This window comes from Niveibacterium umoris, assembly GCF_014197015.1.
Lineage (GTDB): Bacteria > Pseudomonadota > Gammaproteobacteria > Burkholderiales > Rhodocyclaceae > Niveibacterium > Niveibacterium umoris.
The window spans coordinates 2,202,922-2,220,242 of sequence record NZ_JACIET010000001.1 but is presented as its reverse complement, the minus strand read 5'-3'; the positions used below and the strand labels follow the sequence as shown (position 1 = coordinate 2,220,242).

The 17,321-nt window shown below is 63.4% G+C and carries 15 protein-coding genes; 11 read left to right on the top strand and 4 right to left on the bottom strand.

The genetic code is table 11. The features are described 5' to 3' along the window. Positions 1-350: 350 nt before the first annotated feature. Positions 351-3,017 (bottom strand): bifunctional acetaldehyde-CoA/alcohol dehydrogenase, encoded by a 2,667-nt coding sequence (gene adhE, locus GGR36_RS10000; protein ID WP_183634447.1) that lies wholly within the window; start codon positions 3,015-3,017, stop codon positions 351-353. A 311-nt stretch (positions 3,018-3,328) separates the two neighbouring features. On the opposite strand from adhE, the gene pcaD reads away from it, so the two are divergent. Next, positions 3,329-4,045: a 3-oxoadipate enol-lactonase gene (gene pcaD / locus GGR36_RS09995; RefSeq protein WP_183634446.1), complete on the top strand. Its 717-nt coding sequence runs from the start codon at positions 3,329-3,331 to the stop codon at positions 4,043-4,045. A 31-nt stretch (positions 4,046-4,076) separates the two neighbouring features. On the opposite strand, the gene GGR36_RS09990 is transcribed toward pcaD, so the two are convergent. Further along, entirely contained in the window at positions 4,077-4,859 is a 783-nt protein-coding gene (locus GGR36_RS09990; RefSeq protein WP_183634445.1) for an AAA family ATPase, read from the bottom strand. Between the two features lie 233 nt (positions 4,860-5,092). Between GGR36_RS09990 and GGR36_RS09985 the strand changes: the two genes are divergently transcribed. Beyond that, positions 5,093-6,211 (top strand): ABC transporter substrate-binding protein, encoded by a 1,119-nt coding sequence (locus GGR36_RS09985; RefSeq protein WP_183634444.1) that lies wholly within the window; start codon positions 5,093-5,095, stop codon positions 6,209-6,211. Positions 6,212-6,285: 74 nt separating this feature from the next. Here the strand turns inward: GGR36_RS09985 and GGR36_RS09980 are convergent, their stop codons facing one another. Continuing rightward, the gene (locus tag GGR36_RS09980; protein WP_183634443.1) at positions 6,286-6,735 is read right to left on the bottom strand and encodes a cache domain-containing protein; all 450 of its coding nucleotides are present in this window, start codon (positions 6,733-6,735) and stop codon (positions 6,286-6,288) included. Between the two features lie 307 nt (positions 6,736-7,042). On the opposite strand from GGR36_RS09980, the gene GGR36_RS09975 reads away from it, so the two are divergent. From GGR36_RS09975 to GGR36_RS09965, 3 genes are read left to right on the top strand one after another with little or no spacing between them, the layout of a single operon-like run. Further along, on the top strand, positions 7,043-9,337 hold the full coding sequence (locus GGR36_RS09975) for an NADP-dependent malic enzyme (protein ID WP_183634442.1): 2,295 nt from the start codon (positions 7,043-7,045) through the stop codon (positions 9,335-9,337). Between the two features lie 53 nt (positions 9,338-9,390). Further along, a complete protein-coding gene (locus GGR36_RS09970) occupies positions 9,391-10,365 on the top strand; it encodes a quinone oxidoreductase family protein (protein WP_183634441.1) in 975 nt (324 codons plus the stop codon). Positions 10,366-10,377: 12 nt separating this feature from the next. Beyond that, positions 10,378-10,749: a hypothetical protein gene (locus tag GGR36_RS09965; RefSeq protein ID WP_183634440.1), complete on the top strand. Its 372-nt coding sequence runs from the start codon at positions 10,378-10,380 to the stop codon at positions 10,747-10,749. Here GGR36_RS09965 and GGR36_RS09960 read toward each other — a convergent pair whose 3' ends face one another. Beyond that, the gene (locus tag GGR36_RS09960; RefSeq protein ID WP_183634439.1) at positions 10,750-11,661 is read right to left on the bottom strand and encodes a LysR substrate-binding domain-containing protein; all 912 of its coding nucleotides are present in this window, start codon (positions 11,659-11,661) and stop codon (positions 10,750-10,752) included. A 286-nt stretch (positions 11,662-11,947) separates the two neighbouring features. On the opposite strand from GGR36_RS09960, the gene GGR36_RS09955 reads away from it, so the two are divergent. From GGR36_RS09955 to GGR36_RS09930, 6 genes are all read left to right on the top strand, one after another. Beyond that, positions 11,948-13,144, top strand: a complete 1,197-nt coding sequence (locus GGR36_RS09955) for a CaiB/BaiF CoA transferase family protein (RefSeq protein WP_183634438.1) — start codon at positions 11,948-11,950, stop codon at positions 13,142-13,144. Positions 13,145-13,276: 132 nt separating this feature from the next. Continuing rightward, on the top strand, positions 13,277-13,873 hold the full coding sequence (petA, locus tag GGR36_RS09950; RefSeq protein WP_183634437.1) for a ubiquinol-cytochrome c reductase iron-sulfur subunit: 597 nt from the start codon (positions 13,277-13,279) through the stop codon (positions 13,871-13,873). 3 nt (positions 13,874-13,876) lie between these two features. Next, positions 13,877-15,259: a cytochrome b gene (locus GGR36_RS09945; protein WP_183634436.1), complete on the top strand. Its 1,383-nt coding sequence runs from the start codon at positions 13,877-13,879 to the stop codon at positions 15,257-15,259. 8 nt (positions 15,260-15,267) lie between these two features. Then, on the top strand, positions 15,268-16,023 hold the full coding sequence (locus GGR36_RS09940) for a cytochrome c1 (RefSeq protein WP_183634435.1): 756 nt from the start codon (positions 15,268-15,270) through the stop codon (positions 16,021-16,023). A 112-nt stretch (positions 16,024-16,135) separates the two neighbouring features. Continuing rightward, a complete protein-coding gene (locus tag GGR36_RS09935; protein WP_183634434.1) occupies positions 16,136-16,732 on the top strand; it encodes a glutathione S-transferase N-terminal domain-containing protein in 597 nt (198 codons plus the stop codon). Between the two features lie 133 nt (positions 16,733-16,865). After that, positions 16,866-17,312 carry a ClpXP protease specificity-enhancing factor gene (locus GGR36_RS09930; protein ID WP_183634433.1) on the top strand — a complete coding sequence of 149 codons (447 nt, stop codon included), beginning with the start codon at positions 16,866-16,868 and terminating at the stop codon, positions 17,310-17,312. Positions 17,313-17,321: the final 9 nt, after the last annotated feature.

The following is a 17,321-nucleotide window of genomic DNA, read 5'->3' as shown; positions in this document are numbered from 1 at the left end:
CAATATTTCTCGCAAGTCGCCTTGGCGCACTAGATAAGGATCAAGGGTTACGCATGCCGTCGCGACTTTCTCCATCGATGCTGATCGAGAGCGTATTGACACCCGTTGCGCGAGGGCCTGGAATGGGTGGCGCATGGGTTCGAGAACTCGCGAATTGATGCGAGGGAAAGGCGCTGTCCGGGACCAGCGCTGCCGGATGCGGCGGCGTGATGTAGCGTTCAGATCTGCTGCACGCTTGCGAGGCGGCGGCCGCACCAAAGAAAAACACCGCCGTCGATCAATGACCGACGGCGGTGTTGCAGGCACTCAGCTCCGCCGCCTTTGTTCCGGCGACGGAAGGATGACGTGACTTAGGCGACCTTCTTGCTGCCCTTCTTGGCAACCACGGGAGCGGCTTCCGGCTCGTCTTCGCGTTCGTACGCTTCGACGTAGGCGCGGCCGTAGAAGCTGTCGAGCAGGATCTGCTTGAGTTCGCTGATCAGCGGATAGCGCGGGTTGGCGCCAGTACATTGATCGTCGAACGCATCTTCGGCCAGCTTGTCGACCTTGGCGAGGAAGTCTGCTTCGGACACGCCAGCAGCCTGGATCGATGCCGGGATGTTGAGGGTCTTCTTGAGGCCATCCACCCACTCGACCAGCTTCTCGACACGTTCGTGGTCGCGATTCGCTTCGATGCCGAGGTGACGGGCGATCTGGGCGTAACGGGCGACGCTCTTCGGACGGTCGTACTGCGAGAACGCAGCCTGCTTGGTCGGGATGTCGACCGCGTTGTAGCGGATGACGTTCGAGATCAGCAGGGCGTTGGCCAGGCCGTGGGCGAGGTGGAACTCGGCACCCAGCTTGTGCGCCATCGAGTGGCAGACACCCAGGAAGGCGTTGGCAAACGCGATACCGGCGATGGTCGCGCCGTTATGCACTTGCTCGCGGGCCTTCGGATCCTTCGCGCCATTTTCGTAAGCGGAGGGCAGGTAGTCCTTCAGCAGCTTGAGCGCCTGCAGGGCCTGTGCATCAGAGTACTCGTTGGCCATGATCGACACATAGGCTTCGAGCGCGTGGGTCACGGCGTCGATACCACCGAAGGCGGTCAGCGACTTGGGCATGTTCATGACCAGGTTCGCGTCGACGATCGCCATGCTCGGGGTCAGTTCGTAGTCGGCGATCGGGTACTTCACACCGGTCACTTCGTCGGTCACGACGGCGAACGGGGTGACTTCCGAGCCGGTACCCGAGGTCGTCGGCACGGCGACCATCATCGCCTTGACGCCCAGTTTCGGGAACTTGTAGATGCGCTTGCGGATGTCCATGAAGCGCAGCGCCAGGTCTTCGAACGCGACTTCCGGATGCTCGTACATCACCCACATGATCTTCGCAGCGTCCATCGGCGAACCTCCGCCCAGCGCCAGGATCACGTCCGGCTGGAAAGCGTTGGCCAGCGACAGGGCCTTGCGCACGACGGCCAGGGTCGGGTCGGCAGCCACTTCGAAGAACACTTCGACTTCCATGCCCAGGCTCTTGAGCAGGCGAACCGGCTCATCGACATAACCGTTTTCGAACAGGTAACGGTCGGTCACGATCATGCAGCGCTTCTTGCCCTGCAGGTCGTCAAGGGCGAACGGCAGGCAGCCGCGGCGGAAGTAGATCGACTTCGGAAGTTTGTGCCACAACATGTTCTCGGCTCGCTTCGCAACGGTTTTCTTGTTGATCAAGTGCTGGGGACCGACGTTCTCGGAGATCGAGTTGCCGCCCCACGAACCGCAACCCAGCGTCAGCGAAGGTGCAAGCCGGAAGTTGTAGAGGTCACCGATACCGCCTTGCGACGACGGGGTGTTGATCAGGATACGAGCGGTCTTCATCTTGTCGCCGAAGTGGCGGATGCGATCCTGCTGCAGATCCTGGTCGGTGTAGAGGGCCGAGGTGTGGCCGATACCGCCCATGGTGACCAGTGCGACAGCCTTGTCGCAGGCGTCGTAGAAGTCCTTGGCGCGGTACATGCCCAGACACGGCGACAGCTTCTCGTGTGCGAAGGCTTCTGCGTCGTTGATGTCGGTGACTTCGCCGATCAGCACCTTTGTGAAGGGCGGCACGGTGACGCCGGCCATCTCGGCGATCTTGATCGCGGACTGGCCGACGATCGCAGCGTTCAGGTGACCATCAACCAGGATGACCTTGCGGACAGCCTCGGTTTCCTTCTTGCTCAGCATGTAACCGCCGTGGTGCGAGAAGCGCTCGCGCACTGCGTCGTACACCTTGTCCACGACGATTACGGACTGCTCGGATGCGCAGACGACGCCGTTGTCGAAGGTCTTCGACATCAGGATCGATGCGACCGCGCGCTTGATGTCGGCAGTTTCGTCGATCACGGCCGGGGTGTTGCCCGCACCGACGCCGATCGCCGGCTTGCCGGACGAGTAGGCGGCCTTGACCATGCCGGGGCCACCGGTGGCGAGGATCAGGTTGATTTCGGGGTGACGCATCAGTGCGTTCGACAGCTCAACCGTCGGTTCGTCGATCCAGCCGATGATGTCCTTCGGGGCGCCAGCGGCAACCGCAGCGTCCAGCACCAGCTTGGCGGCGTAGCAGGTCGCTTTCTTGGCACGCGGGTGCGGCGAGAAGACGATGCCATTGCGGGTCTTGAGGGCGATCAGCGCCTTGAAGATCGCAGTGGACGTCGGGTTGGTCGTCGGCACGATGCCGCAGATGATGCCGATCGGCTCGGCGATCGTCATGATGCCGAATTCCGGTTCCTCATCGAGGATGCCGCAGGTCTTCTCGTCCTTGTACTTGTTGTAGATGTACTCGGAGGCGAAGTGGTTCTTGATGACCTTGTCTTCGAGGATGCCCATGCGGGTCTCTTCGACGGCCATCTTTGCCAGCGGGATGCGCGCATCGGCGGCGGCAAGTGCGGCGTTGCGGAAGATCAGGTCGACTTGTTCCTGAGAAAAACTGGCGAACTTCTGCTGGGCTGCCTTTACTCGCGCCAAGAGAGCGTCAAGTTCGGCCACATTCGTAACGGTCATTACAATGCTCCTGCATCAAGGGGGAATCGGGCGCAGTACCGGGAGCCGCAGAACGGGGGTCAAGCATCAGTTCCAATGGCTTGGAACGGCCTGCGTATGTTGTTCGACAAGTATAAGTACAGTGTAAAAACTGAATATGATCTAGGTCAGTCGCTACGGCGCCGCAGCAATACGCGTCAATCTTTGCTGTATGCGGGTTGCACGGCGGTGGTGCGTTGCGGAAATACCAAACCCTGGTTGCCGGTAAGGATATGGAAATCCAGCTGAACGGTTTGCGTACTTACGTTCGTAGAGAGGGCAGAGGCCCCTGCGTGACGCTGTTGCACGCGCTGGGTGCAGACCAATCGATCTGGGATGCGCAGGCGGAGGCACTGGCGCAGCGATTCACCGTATTGCGGCCGGATCTGCGCGGTCATGGGCGCTCCGGAGTCACGCCTGGCGCCTACTCGCTACCGCAGCTGGCTGCGGATATCGTTGCGATCTGGGATGCGCTGCGCGTCGAACGCAGCCATGTGGTTGGAATTTCGCTCGGCGGCTTTATCGCTCAGCATCTTGCGCTCGATTGGCCGGCCCGCGTCGATCGTCTGGTGCTGGCGGATACTTCGAGCGGCTACCCGCCGGAGGCCGCCGCGATGTGGCCTGAACGTATCGCCAAAGTAGAGGCAGAAGGTACCTCGCCGCTGGTGCCGGCGACGCTAGAGCGCTGGTTCACCGGCGACTACCGCATGCGCCATCGCGAGCGCGTGATGCGGATCGGGCGTGTGATCGAAACCACGTCGGCGGCCGGCTACGCCGGTTGCTGTCAGGCAATCGCCGGTCTCGCGACAACCGAGCGACTTGGAGAAATCGCCGCGCCGACGCTGGTTCTGGTCGGCGAGCACGATGTGGGGACGCCCGTCTCGATGTCCCGCGTTCTCGCCGACGGTATTCCCGGCGCCGAGCTTCGCGTCATCGAAAATGCCGCTCATCTGTCAAACGTTGAGCAGCCGGCGGTCTTCAGCCGGCTTCTGTTCGACTTTCTCGACTGATCCGGCGGGCGCTTGACGCCTGTGGGCGGTCTCAGGCCTTCGCCTTGCGGCCTTGCAGCGAGTCGTAAAGCGCGACGAATTCCTTGGCCAACTTGTGGTTCGGGTCGAGGTGGATCATCGGTTTCGCGTGCTCATGCGATTCTCGGATCTTGACGCTCGCCGACAGGAAGTTGGTCAGCACCGGTAGCCCTTCCGCCTGCAGTTCCTTGACGATGCGCAGCGGCAGCGACGCGCGGGGCTGGAACTGATTGACGACGATACCTTCCACTTCCAGCGCGTCGTTGTGATCGCTCTTCAGCTCGCCTACGTTTTCGAGCAAGGCGTACAGCGCGCGCCGCGAGAAATCGTCGCAGTCGAAGGGGATCAGGCAGCGTTCGGCGGCAATCAGGGCCGAGCGAGTATAGAAATTGAGCGCCGGCGGCGTGTCGATGAAGACCATGTCGTAGTCGTCGGCGACTTCATTGAGCGCATCGCGCAGTTTGTAGATCTTGTAGCGCGATTCCAGCTTGCTCATCAGTTCTTCGAGCGCGGGCGCCGAGGGCAAAATATCAAGCCGCTCGAACGGCGTGCCGTGAATGTAGCTGTCAACCTTGTCGTTGAGCAGCCGCAGACGCAGGGTCTGGTCGAACATGTCGGCAAGCGTTTTTTCCAGCGAGTCGGCGGCCTTGCCGAGCAGGTAATGCGTGCTGTTGCCTTGCGGATCGAGGTCGACGACCAGCGTGCGCTTGCCACGGCTGGCGGCGATCGCAGCGAGGTTGCATGTGATCGTGGATTTGCCCACGCCCCCTTTTTGATTGAATACGACGCGTCGCACGATCGGGTCCTTGTATGGATGGCAATTTTCGTCATTGTGCCAAAAGCAGGGGGTCCTAACCGCCGTCCGGCGCCGACAGGTGGTGGATTCTTCGTTGATGTAGTTTTACAAACGAGAATCAACCGGAATTTGTGAAACTCAGTTACTCTTTTCACGCTTTGGTAGATTTGGCCTTTGGTCAAAGAACAGAATGCGGACCGGGAGTCCGTCGCAATAAAAACAGGAGGTGGATAGTGGGGCGCAGTCTTAAGGCGCTGGTCGTGGCGCTTGCATTGGGCGGGGTGGCCCTGCAGGCATCCGCGGAGGATCTGGTGGTGTTGCAAGTCGCACCAGGCGCGACCAAGGAAGGAAGTGTCGGCTGGCAATTGCAGATGGGCGCGAAGAGCTGGTTTGACGAGGTCAATGTCCGTGGTGGCGTTGGCGGCAAGCAGATCAAGCTCGTTGCAGTGGATGAAGGCAACGACATCTCGGCCCAGACCAAGTCATTGATCAAGGAACATCAGCCCGCGGCGCTGTTCGGCTTCGTTGGTGCGGCACCGGTGGTCAAGCTGGTGGCCGACAAGGTGCTCGACACCGCGCAGGTGCCCTTGGTTGGCGCACATACCGGCGCAGCCGTGGTGGCGGCCGACAAGAACGCATCGATGGTGTTCCTGACCCGCGCCACCTATGCAGATGAAGTCGACAAGGTGATGAAGCAACTCGCCACGATCGGCATCCGCAAGTTCGTCGTGTTCCATTCCGAGGATCAGGCTGGTCTCGAATACCGTGATCTGGCCAAGGCTGTCGCGGCCAAGCAGAACCAGACCGTGGAAGCCGTGATCGCGCAGCCGAAGGATCTTTCCAAGATCGCGCCGCTCGCCGACGCCGTCGTGGCCAAGGAGCATCAGGCGGTGTTGCTCGCTGTTGAGGCGCCCGCTGCCGCTGCCTTCGTCAAGCGCTATCGCGAACAGGGCGGCTCTGGCCAGATCGTTGGCATGTCTACGGTTGAAGGCGTGCGACTGGCCGAAACGGCGGGCCCGAAGGCGTCTCGTGGTGTGGCGCTCGCGCAGGTCGCGCCGAATCCGCGCAACGAGTCCTACGCGGTGGTGCGGGAGTTCACGACCAACTACCGCAAGTACGGCCCCTACACCGAAGAGCCGACGCAGGCGATGATGGAAGGCTATCTCGCCGCCAAGGTGATCACCGAGGGCCTCAAGCGCGCGGGCGGCAAATCCGGGCTGGCGCGCGGCATCGGCAGCATTTCCGGCTTCGATGTCGGCGGCGTCAGCTTCACCTACGGTGGTGCATCACGCAGTGGTTCGAAGTATGTGGAAATGTCGGTGATCGACAAGGAAGGCCGCGTGACGCGCTGAGCGAAGCGCGCTCCCCGTGCCCAAAAGAAAAACGGCGACCATGGTCGCCGTTCTTGTTTGCCGAAATCCTTCGCTCAGTCGTTCAACGCGGCGAGCAGTACGACATTACCCTGGCGCTTCACCAGCGCGGCTTCCCGACGCTCGTCGCGGGAAATCGGGCTGCGCGTCTTGTAGTACACCCAGCCTTCGCCCTTTGCATTGGCTACCTGCATGGCATCGACAAACAAATAGTTGCCGCGCGTGTCCTTGAGGTCCAGCACATTGCGCCCGACGCGCTGCGGCTGGATCGGATCGGCAACGACATTGCCGGCCATGTCGAGCACCAGCACGCGGGTCGCGCCGGCGTGCAGCGGGCTGTTGGCCTTCTGCAGGCTCTGTACCAAGGCATCGTTGCCGTGTGTTGCCGCGAAGCGGGTGGCGCGATCCATGGCTGCCTGGGCATCCTCCTTGGTGGCCTGCGGTTTGAAGGAAATGGCGGCAAGTGCCGCGCCGACGATGACGAGGCCGATGATGGTACTTTTCATTGCGATTCTCCCGAAGCCCTGGTTAGCCACGTTCTACGACGTGTCAATGATTCAACGGCATCTGCGCCCGGACCTTTAGGGGGATAGCGCCTTCGTGGCGCGCTGGCTATGTCGTGGTGCGATAGAATCCCGCCAGCCGTACTGCTACGTCCTTCCCCCCGCGTGGCCCCATCAGGGTTGCGTCTTGCCGGTGAGTATCCGGAGCCTGCTCCGCACTGGCGTCACGTGCAGCCCAGCCCGACTTTGGCCCGTACCCACGAAGCCGCTGTCGGGCCATGCATTCAGACGAACAATCGAGGCAAGACGAATGGACAAGGACTTCACCGCCGCGGCGCTGGACTACCACCGCTATCCCACGCCCGGAAAGATCTCGGTCACGCCGACCAAGGGGCTCACCAATCAGCGCGATCTTGCGCTCGCCTATTCGCCGGGCGTGGCCGCAGCCTGCGAAGCGATCGTTGCGGACCCTGCGCAGGCGGCGGAGCTGACGTCGCGCGGCAATCTGGTCGGCGTCATCACCAACGGCACCGCGGTGCTGGGTCTGGGCAATATCGGCCCGCTGGCCGGCAAACCGGTGATGGAAGGCAAGGGCTGCCTGTTCAAGAAGTTCGCTGGCATCGACGTGTTCGACATCGAACTCAACGAGAACGATCCGGACAAGCTGATCGACATCATTGCCGCGCTCGAACCCACGCTGGGCGGCATCAATCTCGAAGACATCAAGGCGCCGGAATGCTTCTACGTCGAGCAGAAGCTGCGCGAGCGACTCAACATTCCGGTCTTCCACGACGACCAGCACGGCACCGCGATCATCTCAACCGCCGCACTGCTCAACGGTCTGGAAGTCGTCGGCAAGGGTATCGGCGAAGTGAAGGTGGTGTGTTCCGGCGCGGGCGCGGCGGCGATCGCCTGCCTCGATCTGATGTGCCGACTCGGCGTGCGGCGCGAGAACGTGTTTGTCTGCGACTCCAAGGGCGTGATCTGGCAGGGGCGCGATGCCAACATGGAGCCCAACAAGGCCCGCTATGCGCAGCGCACCGAAGCCCGCACCCTGGGCGAGGTGATCGAAAACGCCGACGTCTTCCTCGGCCTCTCGACCGCCGGGGTGCTCAAGCCCGAGATGGTTGCGAAGATGGCGCCGCGCCCGCTGATCTTCGCACTTGCCAACCCCACGCCGGAGATCATGCCGGAAGAGGCCAAGGCGGTGCGCCCCGACTGCATCATTGCGACCGGGCGTTCGGACTATCCGAACCAGGTCAACAACGTGCTGTGTTTCCCGTTCATCTTCCGCGGCGCGCTCGACGTCGGCGCGACACGCGTCACCGAAGAGATGAAGCTGGCCTGCGTGCACGCCATCGCGGAACTGGCGCGTGCCGAACAGAGCGACGTCGTCGCGATGGCCTACGGTGGTGCCGAGTTGCGCTTCGGTGCCGACTACCTGATCCCCAAGCCTTTCGATCCGCGCCTGATCGTGCGCATCGCGCCGGCGGTCGCCAAGGCGGCGATGGATTCCGGCGTCGCCGTGCGCCCGCTCGCTGATCTGGATGCCTACGTCCAGCACCTCACCGAGTTCGTTTACCACTCCGGCATGCTCATGAAGCCGGTCTTCAACACCGCCAAGAGCATTGCCGCGAGCCGCAAGCGTGTCGTGTATTGCGAAGGCGAAGAGGAGCGGGTGCTGCGCGCCGTGCGGGTGGTGGTTGACGAAGGCTTGGCACATCCGATCCTGATCGGGCGCCCGGCGGTGATCGAGATGCGCATCGAGCGTTTCGGACTGAACCTGACGATGGGGCGCGACTTCGAAGTCGTGAATCCCGAGTCGGACCCGCGCTACCGCGACCTCTGGCAGGCGTACTACCGCCGCATGGCACGCGACGGCGTCACGCCTGACATCGCGAAGACCGAAATGCGCCGCGACCCGACGCTGATTGGCTGCATGTTGCTCGACAAGGGCGATGCCGATGCGATGGTGTGCGGCACCAGCGGTACCTACGAGAACCATCTGCGCCATGTGGCCGGCATCATCGGCCTGCGGCCCGGCGCCAAGCTTTTTGCGGCGATGAATCTGCTGCTGCTGCCCGGCCGCATGATGGCAATCACCGACACCTACGTGAACGAGAACCCGGATGCCGACGAGATCGCCGCGATCACGATGATGGCCGCGGATGAACTGCGCCGTTTCGGAATCGAGCCGCGCGCGGCACTGCTGTCGCATTCGAGCTTCGGCAGTTCCCGCTCGCCGTCGGCGCGCAAGATGCGCGCGGCACGCGAGCGGCTGGCCGAACTGGCGCCGGAACTCGAAGCGGACGGCGAAATGCACGGCGACGCGGCGATCTCGCCCGAAGTGCGCGAACGGGTGCATCCGGGGTCGAGCCTCAAGGGCGAGGCCAATCTGCTGGTGATGCCCAACCTCGACGCGGCGAACATTGCATTCAACCTGATCAAGGTGTCGAGCGGCGATGGCGTGACGGTGGGGCCGATCCTGCTGGGCGCGGCGAAGTCCGTGCATATCCTCACGCCATCCTCGACGGTGCGCAGGCTCGTCAATATCACGGCGCTGGCGGTGGTCGATGCCGCTGCTTCGTCGATCCGCGAGCGCTGAGCGAACCGCAAAATCGCCGCCCATCCGGGCGGCGCACAAACAAGGAGACGAGCATGTCGATGGCGATCCGGATCCACAGCAACGGCGACCCAGAGGTGATGGTGTGGGAACCGGTCGATGTGCCTTCGCCCGCCGCTGGCGAAGTGCAGGTGCGGCACCGGGCCGTCGGCCTGAACTTCATCGACGTGTATCACCGCACTGGCCTTTATCCGCTGCCGCTGCCGGCGGGGATCGGCCTCGAAGGTGCCGGGGAAGTGATCGCGGTGGGTGCCGGCGTCGGCGATGTGCGCGTTGGCGACCGCGTCGCATACGCCGGCGGGCCGGTCGGCGCCTACGCCGAGGTGCGCAACCTGCCCGCAGATCGCGTCGTGCGGCTCCCGGACGCAGTCAGTTTCGATATCGGCGCGGCGATGATGCTGCAAGGGCTTACCGCGCAGTACCTGCTGCGCCGGACATACCGTGTTCAGCCCGGCGATACCATCCTCGTTCATGCGGCCGCAGGCGGCGTCGGCTTGATCCTGTGCCAGTGGGCCAAGGTGCTCGGCGCAACGGTGATCGGCACGGTTGGCTCTGACGCCAAGGCGGCTCTGGCGCAGGCGCATGGCTGCGATCACACGATCGTTTATACCCGCGAACGCTTTGCCGACCGGGTGCGCGAACTGACCGGTGGCGGCGGGGTCGCGGTGGTCTACGACTCGATCGGCAAAGACACCTTCAACGAGTCGCTGACCTGCCTGCAACCGCTCGGCACCATGGTCAGCTATGGCAATGCGACCGGGCCGGTAGCCCCGTTCGATGTCTCCACGCTTGCGAAACTGGGCTCTCTGTTCCTGACGCGTCCGACGCTGATGACTTACATTGCGAAACGATCCGACCTGCTGGCGATGTCGTCAGAGCTCTTCGAGGTAGTGCAGAATGGCACGGTCAAGATCGAGATTCACCAGCGCTACGCCTTGTCGGAGGCCGCGCAGGCGCATCGCGATCTTGAGGCACGTCGGACGACCGGTTCGACGATCCTGATCCCCTGACTCCGCTTGCCCATGCAGAAATTTCGCCTTGCCAGCCTCGCCCTGATCGCCCTGCTTGCCGCTGTCGCGGCCCAGGCCGCTGAGGTGCCGCCCGAAGCGCCGTTCACGCCCGCCCAGGCGGCGTACTTCAAGGCCGAGACACGCAAGGCGGACGATCGCTTCGTGAGTGACGTGGCGCGCATCACCGGCAGCACGGAAGCTGCGATCCGCAAGGCGATGCCGCCGGAGGGGCGGATCGCCAACCCGGCGGTGCGGGTCGTGACGACGCTCGAGCACCAGCGCGGCGCTGAGTTTTCCGAAGAGATCCGGGCCCGCGTCGATGCGGCCGAAGCCGAACGCCGCAAGGCCGTTGCCGCTGCGCGGGACGCCGCCCGCAAACGTTGATCAGCCCGCTGGTGCTTGCAGGGCTGCAGCGCAGTCCGGCTCGAGCAGGCGCTCGACGAACCATTGCAAGGCACGGCCGCGCTGATTCGATTGCCACGCCAGCCACAGCGGTGCGCGCGGCGTCGATGAATTCAGGCGCTTGACGACCAGCCGCCCTGCGGCCGCTTCGCGTTCGGCGAGTTGGCGCGGCAGGTGGCCGATGCCCAGGCCGGCGCGCTGCGCGGCCGCCTTCGCTGCGATATCCGGGACAGTCAGCGTGTCCTGCCCATCGAGCAAACCCGCCGTCCTTGCCACCAACTGGCGCGAGGTATCCGACACCACAACGGCGCGGTATTGCCGGGCGAGGTCGGTCGGAATCGGTTCGGGTGCGACGGCAAGCGGATGGTGGGGCGCGACGCAGAAGAGGAATTCCTGGTTGCCCCACTCGCGGGTGGCATAGGTCGCGCCCGCGGGCGGATCGCCCACCGCACCGATCACCAAGTCGGCCCGCCCGGTGGCGAGTGCATCCCAGGTGCCGCCGAGCACTTCATACATCAGCTTGAGGCGGGTGCCGCCGTAGTCGGCGTAGAACTCCGCGATGATCGGGTTGAGCGCCGCTGCGTCGAGCGTGCCGTCGATCGCGATGCGCAGTTCGGATTCCCAGCCGGTTGCAATGCGCCGTGCGCGGCATTCCAGATCGCCAGCGGCACGCAGCAGTACGCGGCCGTCGTCCAGCAAGGTACGCCCAGCCGGCGTCAGCACTGCGCGTCGGCCCACCTTGTGGAAGAGCGGGAAGCCAAGGTCCTCTTCGAGTTTGCGCACCGCATGGGTCAAGGCTGAAGGCACGCGGTGCAGCGCCTCGGCTGCGGCGGCAAAGCTGCCACGCGTCTCGATCGCATCGAGCATCATCAGCGCTTCAAGAGAGATCTTCATTGGACATGTCTTGCACGGGGCTCCCGCGAACGCGCACGGGCATCCCGGATTCTATGCGAGCCCCTCGTGCTCGGGTGCCCATCCCCGGGCCCGGTCGCTATCATGGGCGCCCGGAACCCGAACGGTCCTGGATGCGCTTACTCGCCCGCCTCGGGGTTTCCGATACGGCCTAAGGGGGCGGCGGCACTTGCGGGTGCCGAAACTGGGCCGGCATGTTGCCCCGATGGCGTGCATCATTCTTGCGCGACAGTGGTGGCGCAAAACTTCCCGAATCTAGAGGTGTCCGTTGGCAAGCAACAAACCCCTTCAAGGCGTGCGGGTGATCGAATTCGGCACGCTGATCGCCGGGCCGTTCTGCGCCCGCGTGCTGGCTGAATTTGGCGCCGAGGTGATCAAGATCGAGTCGCCGGATGGTGGCGACCCACTGCGGCAGTGGCGCAAGGTGCATGAGGGCACCTCGCTGTGGTGGTATGTCCAGGCACGCAACAAGCAGTCGGTGACGCTCAACCTGAAGCACCCGGAGGCAGTCGCGATCGCCCGCAAGCTGTGCGCGGGCGCCGACATCGTGATCGAGAACTTCCGACCCGGCGTGATGGAAAAGCTCGGCCTCGGCTGGGATGTGCTGTCGGCCGACAACCCCGGTCTTGTCATGGTGCGGCTCTCCGGCTTCGGGCAGACCGGCCCGATGGCGCAGCAGCCCGGATTCGGCGCGATCGGCGAGTCGATGGGTGGGCTGCGCTATGTCACCGGTTTCCCGGATCGCCCTCCGGTCAAGTCCGGCATTTCGATCGGCGACTCGATTGCCGGCCTGTGGGGCGCGATCGGCGCCCTGATGGCCTTGCGCCAGCGGGAGGTTAACGGCGGCGCGGGGCAGGTGGTGGATGTCGCGCTCTACGAGGCGGTGTTCTCGATGATGGAGAGCCTGGTGCCGGAATACGCGCTCGGCGGCTTCGTGCGCCAGCGCACCGGCAACATCATGCCCGGTATCACGCCGTCTAACACGCACACCACGCTGGATGGCGAGCACATCGTGATCGGCGGGAATGGCGACGCGATCTTCAAGCGCCTGATGCGTGCGATCGAGCGGCTGGATCTTGCGGAGGACCCGGATCTGGCCGGCAATGCGGGCCGTTCGGCGCGGGCCGACGAGGTGTACGGCGCAATCGACGCTTGGGTTGGCGCGCATGATGCCGCCACAGTCCTGTCGGTGCTGTCGAAGGCCGAAGTGCCGGCCACCAAGGTCTATTCGATCGCCGACATCTTCCAGGATGCCCAGTACGCTGCGCGCGGCATGCTCGAAGAGGCGACGCTGCCCGACGGCACCGCGATCCGCATACCAGGTGTGGTGCCGCGGCTCGATCGAACCCCCGGTGGCACCGACTGGCTCGGGCCGACACTCGGGCAGCACACCGACGCCGTGCTCGGCGGACTCGGTTACGACGCCGCTCAGCTTGCTGCGCTGCGGGATTCCGGCGCCATCTGACGGGGCTGCAAGGCGTCGGGCGCCTGCAAGCGCGTCAGCGGGCTTCATTCGGGGGGGGCGCTCCGGTATAATCCCGCGGTTTTTCTGCGGTTTTACTGCATTCGGGACGTGTCACCGGGGATAGAGGGTCTAATGAGCGACGAGAACAACACGGACAACGGCCGGAGAACTCTGGTCATTGCCACCGCTGCTGTCGGAGGCGGCGCGGCGGTCGGGGCGGCGGTGCCGTTTCTGGCCAGCCTGACGCCATCGGAGCGGGCGAAGGCGGCGGGGGCGCCGGTCGAGGCTGACATCAGCAAGCTTCAGCCAGGCGAAATGATGACGGTTGAATGGCGCGGCAAGCCGGTCTGGATTCTGCGCCGCACCAAGGAACAGCTGGCATCGCTGGCTGCGGTGAAGGCCGAGGTGGCGGATCCGGATTCCGTCCGTTCCGAACAGCCCGAGTACTGCAAGAACACGCACCGCTCGCTCAAGGAAGAGTATCTGGTCACCATCGGCATCTGCACCCACCTCGGGTGTTCGCCGAGTTCCAAGTTCCAGCCCGGTGCCGAGAGTGGCATGGGCCCGGAATGGAAGGGCGGCTTCCTGTGCCCGTGCCATGGCTCGACCTTCGACCTCGCAGGCCGCGTGTTCAAGAACAAGCCGGCGCCGGACAACCTGCCGATTCCGCCGCACAAGTATCTCGCCGACACCAAGCTGCTGATCGGCGACGACAGCAAGGGGGCCTAAGCCATGACGAGCAAGTCACAGGCATTGCTGAACTGGATTGACGAGCGCTTTCCGCTGACGTCGACCTACAAGGCCCATCTGGCCGAGTACTACGCACCGAAGAACTTCAACTTCTGGTATTTCTTCGGCTCGCTGGCGCTGCTGGTGCTGGTGATCCAGATCGTGACCGGCATTTTCCTGGTCATGCACTACAAGCCGGATGCCTCGCTGAATGCGGCCGGCGTGCCGGTGGCCTTCGCCAGCGTCGAGTACATCATGCGCGACGTGCCGGGCGGCTGGATCATCCGCTACATGCACTCGACCGGCGCCTCGGCGTTCTTCATCGTCGTGTACATGCACATGTTCCGCGGGCTGCTCTACGGTTCCTACCGCAAGCCGCGCGAACTGGTGTGGATTTTCGGCGCGCTGATCTTCCTGTGCCTGATGGCCGAAGCCTTCATGGGCTACCTGCTGCCGTGGGGCCAGATGTCGTTCTGGGGTGCGCAGGTGATCGTGAACCTGTTTTCCGCGATTCCGCTGATCGGGCCGGATCTGTCGATCTGGATCCGTGGTGACTTCGTGGTGAGCGACGCGACGCTGAACCGCTTCTTCTCCTTCCACGTCATCGCGGTGCCGCTGGTACTGCTGGGTCTGGTGGCTGCCCACCTCGTTGCGCTGCACGAAGTCGGCTCGAACAACCCGGACGGCGTCGAGATCAAGAAGAAGAAGGACGCCAACGGCATTCCGCTCGACGGCATCCCGTTCCACCCGTACTACACGGTGAAGGACATCTTCGGCGTCGCGGTCTTCCTGATCGTGTTCTCCGCGATCATCTTCTTCGCGCCGGAAGGCGGCGGTTACTTCCTGGAGTTCAACAACTTCATTCCCGCCGATCCGCTGAAGACGCCGCCGCACATCGCGCCCGTCTGGTACTTCACGCCGTTCTACTCGATCCTGCGTGCGGTGACCTCCGACTTCCTGATCGTGCTGCAAGCGGGTGTTGCTGCGATCTGGGTCTGGGCGCTGCTACGCGCACCGGCGATCGGCAAGGCGATTGCGACCGCCGTCGCCGTGATCGTGATCCCGGGCATGTTCTTCATCGACGCCAAGTTCTGGGGCGTCGTGATGATGGGTGCCGGTGTCGTGGTGCTGGCCTTCCTGCCCTGGCTCGACCAGAGCCCGGTCAAGTCGATCCGCTACAAGGGTGCGCTGACCAAGGTCGCGATCGCCATCTTTGTCGTGGCCTTCGTGATCCTGGGTTACCTGGGCGTGTTGCCGCCGACCCCGGGCCGTAACCTGACGGCCCAGATCTGCACGGTGCTCTACTTCCTGTTCTTCGCGCTGATGCCGATCTACTCGAAGCTGGACAAGACCAAACCGGAACCGGAAAGGGTGACCTGGAAATGAGCCGCACGATGAAATTCCTGCGCACGCTGGCGGTTGCCGCCTTTGCCGCGCCGCTGGTGGCCTTGGCCAGCGGTCCGGAACTGCATCTGGACAAAGCGCCGGTCAGTTTCGAGAACAAGTCGCTGCAGAACGGCGCCAAGCTGTTCGTCAACTACTGCCTCAGCTGCCACGGCGCCAGCTACCTGCGCTACAACCGTTTGCGTGACATCGGCCTGACCGAAGACCAGATCCGCGACAACCTGATGTTCACCGCCGAAAAGGTTGGTGAGCCGATGAAGGTCGCGATCCAGCGTGACGAAGCCAAGCAGTGGTTTGGCGTCGCTCCGCCCGATCTGACAGTGATCGCGCGCGCCCGCGCCTCCGAGTTCGGCAGCGGCGCAGACTGGCTGTACACCTACCTGCGCAGTTTCTACCGTGACGACAAGCGCCCGACCGGCTGGAACAACACCGTCTTCGAAAACGTCGGCATGCCGCACGTGCTGTGGGAGTTGCAAGGCCAGCAGGTCGCGCACTTCGCCGAGCAGGACGATGGTCATGGCAACAAGACCAAGCACTTCGAGGGCTTCGAGGTCGTCAAGCCGGGTTCGCTGAACAAGGAGCAGTACGACCAGAACGTGGCGGACCTGGTGTCCTTCATCGTCTGGATGGGTGAGCCTGCGCAGCAGACGCGCAAGCAGATCGGGCTGGTTGTGATCGGCGTGCTGCTGTTGCTGGCGGCGCTGACTTATCTGCTCAAGAAAGCCTACTGGAAAGACGTTCACTAAGCCGTGTACCTGCGGGTGACGCGAGTCACCTGCGGCGAGGCTTGCAAGACGCGCCGCCCGTGCGGCGCGTCGTCCATTTCTGATTTAACTTACTTCGCGGGGATTGCCTACGATGATGAACCTGTACTCCGGTACGACGGACCCCTTCAGCCACCGCTGCCGGATCGTGCTCTACGAAAAGGGCATGGACTTCCAGGTTATCGACGTCGACCTCTTCAACAAGCCCGAGGACATTGCGGTCATCAATCCGTACAACCGCGTGCCTGTGCTGGTCGACCGGGATCTGGTTCTCTATGAACCGAACATCATCAACGAATACATCGACGAGCGTTTTCCGCATCCGCAACTGATGCCGGCCGACCCGATCATGCGTGCCAAGGCTCGCCAGCTTTTGCATTCGCTGGAGCAGGAGCTGTTCTCGCACATCGAGGCGCTGGAAAAGAACGCCAAGGGCGTCGAAAAGAACCGTGCCCATGTTCGCGACCAGTTGGTGCAACTGGCGCCGATGTTCGTGAAGCAAAAGTTCATGCTGGGCGAAGAGTTCTCGATGCTCGACGTCGCGATTGCACCGCTGCTGTGGCGCCTGGAGCACTACGGTATCGATCTGCCGAAGACGGCCGCACCGCTCGCCAAGTATGCCGAACGCGTGTTCTCGCGTCAGGGTTTCATCGACGCGCTGACGCCCTCTGAACGGGCGATGCGTCGCTAAGCCTCGCGCCGGCATGGTTCGGCTCGTCTGACCGATGCAGCGCCTGTCCTTCAGATGGGCGCCGTTTCGTGGCGGCGAGCCGCCCGCGCTGATGCCGATGGTGACCTTTCCCAGAGTGTGACGAGCAGCTGAGATGAGCGAGATCCCTTCAACAAAACCCTACCTGATTCGTGCGTTGTATGAATGGTGTGTGGATTCGGGCTTCACGCCGCATGTTGCCGTGATGGTGGATGACACTGTCAGGGTGCCGCGCGCCTTCGTGCGTGACGGACAGATCGTGCTCAACATCGCGCCAGACGCTACCAACCAGTTCAACCTCGACAATGAGGCGCTGAGCTGCCAGGCACGCTTTGGTGGTGTCGCGCAGATGCTGTATGTGCCAATCGCCAACATCGCCGCGATCTATGCCCGTGAGAACGGGCAGGGGATGGCATTCGAGGTCGAGGCACGTTCGGCGACGGAGGCTGACGCCGACGCGGTGGCCGAAGCTGCGCCCGACGAAGCGGGGCAGGGCGAAGCGAAAAGCCCCGAGCCGCCGCCCACCGATGGTGGCAAGCCGCGCCTGCGGATCATCAAGTAAGCAATCAAA

Excerpts from the sequence above, each read along its gene's own strand:
- adhE (WP_183634447.1), bottom strand. The coding sequence starts at position 3,017 with ATGACCGTTACGAATGTGGCCGAACTTGACGCTCTCTTGGCGCGAGTA.
- GGR36_RS09980 (WP_183634443.1), bottom strand. The coding sequence starts at position 6,735 with ATGAAAAGTACCATCATCGGCCTCGTCATCGTCGGCGCGGCACTTGCC.
- GGR36_RS09975 (WP_183634442.1), top strand. The coding sequence starts at position 7,043 with ATGGACAAGGACTTCACCGCCGCGGCGCTGGACTACCACCGCTATCCC.
- GGR36_RS09970 (WP_183634441.1), top strand. The coding sequence starts at position 9,391 with ATGTCGATGGCGATCCGGATCCACAGCAACGGCGACCCAGAGGTGATG.
- GGR36_RS09965 (WP_183634440.1), top strand. The coding sequence starts at position 10,378 with ATGCAGAAATTTCGCCTTGCCAGCCTCGCCCTGATCGCCCTGCTTGCC.
- GGR36_RS09960 (WP_183634439.1), bottom strand. The coding sequence starts at position 11,661 with ATGAAGATCTCTCTTGAAGCGCTGATGATGCTCGATGCGATCGAGACG.
- petA (WP_183634437.1), top strand. The coding sequence starts at position 13,277 with ATGAGCGACGAGAACAACACGGACAACGGCCGGAGAACTCTGGTCATT.
- GGR36_RS09945 (WP_183634436.1), top strand. The coding sequence starts at position 13,877 with ATGACGAGCAAGTCACAGGCATTGCTGAACTGGATTGACGAGCGCTTT.
- GGR36_RS09940 (WP_183634435.1), top strand. The coding sequence starts at position 15,268 with ATGAAATTCCTGCGCACGCTGGCGGTTGCCGCCTTTGCCGCGCCGCTG.
- GGR36_RS09935 (WP_183634434.1), top strand. The coding sequence starts at position 16,136 with ATGATGAACCTGTACTCCGGTACGACGGACCCCTTCAGCCACCGCTGC.
- GGR36_RS09930 (WP_183634433.1), top strand. The coding sequence starts at position 16,866 with ATGAGCGAGATCCCTTCAACAAAACCCTACCTGATTCGTGCGTTGTAT.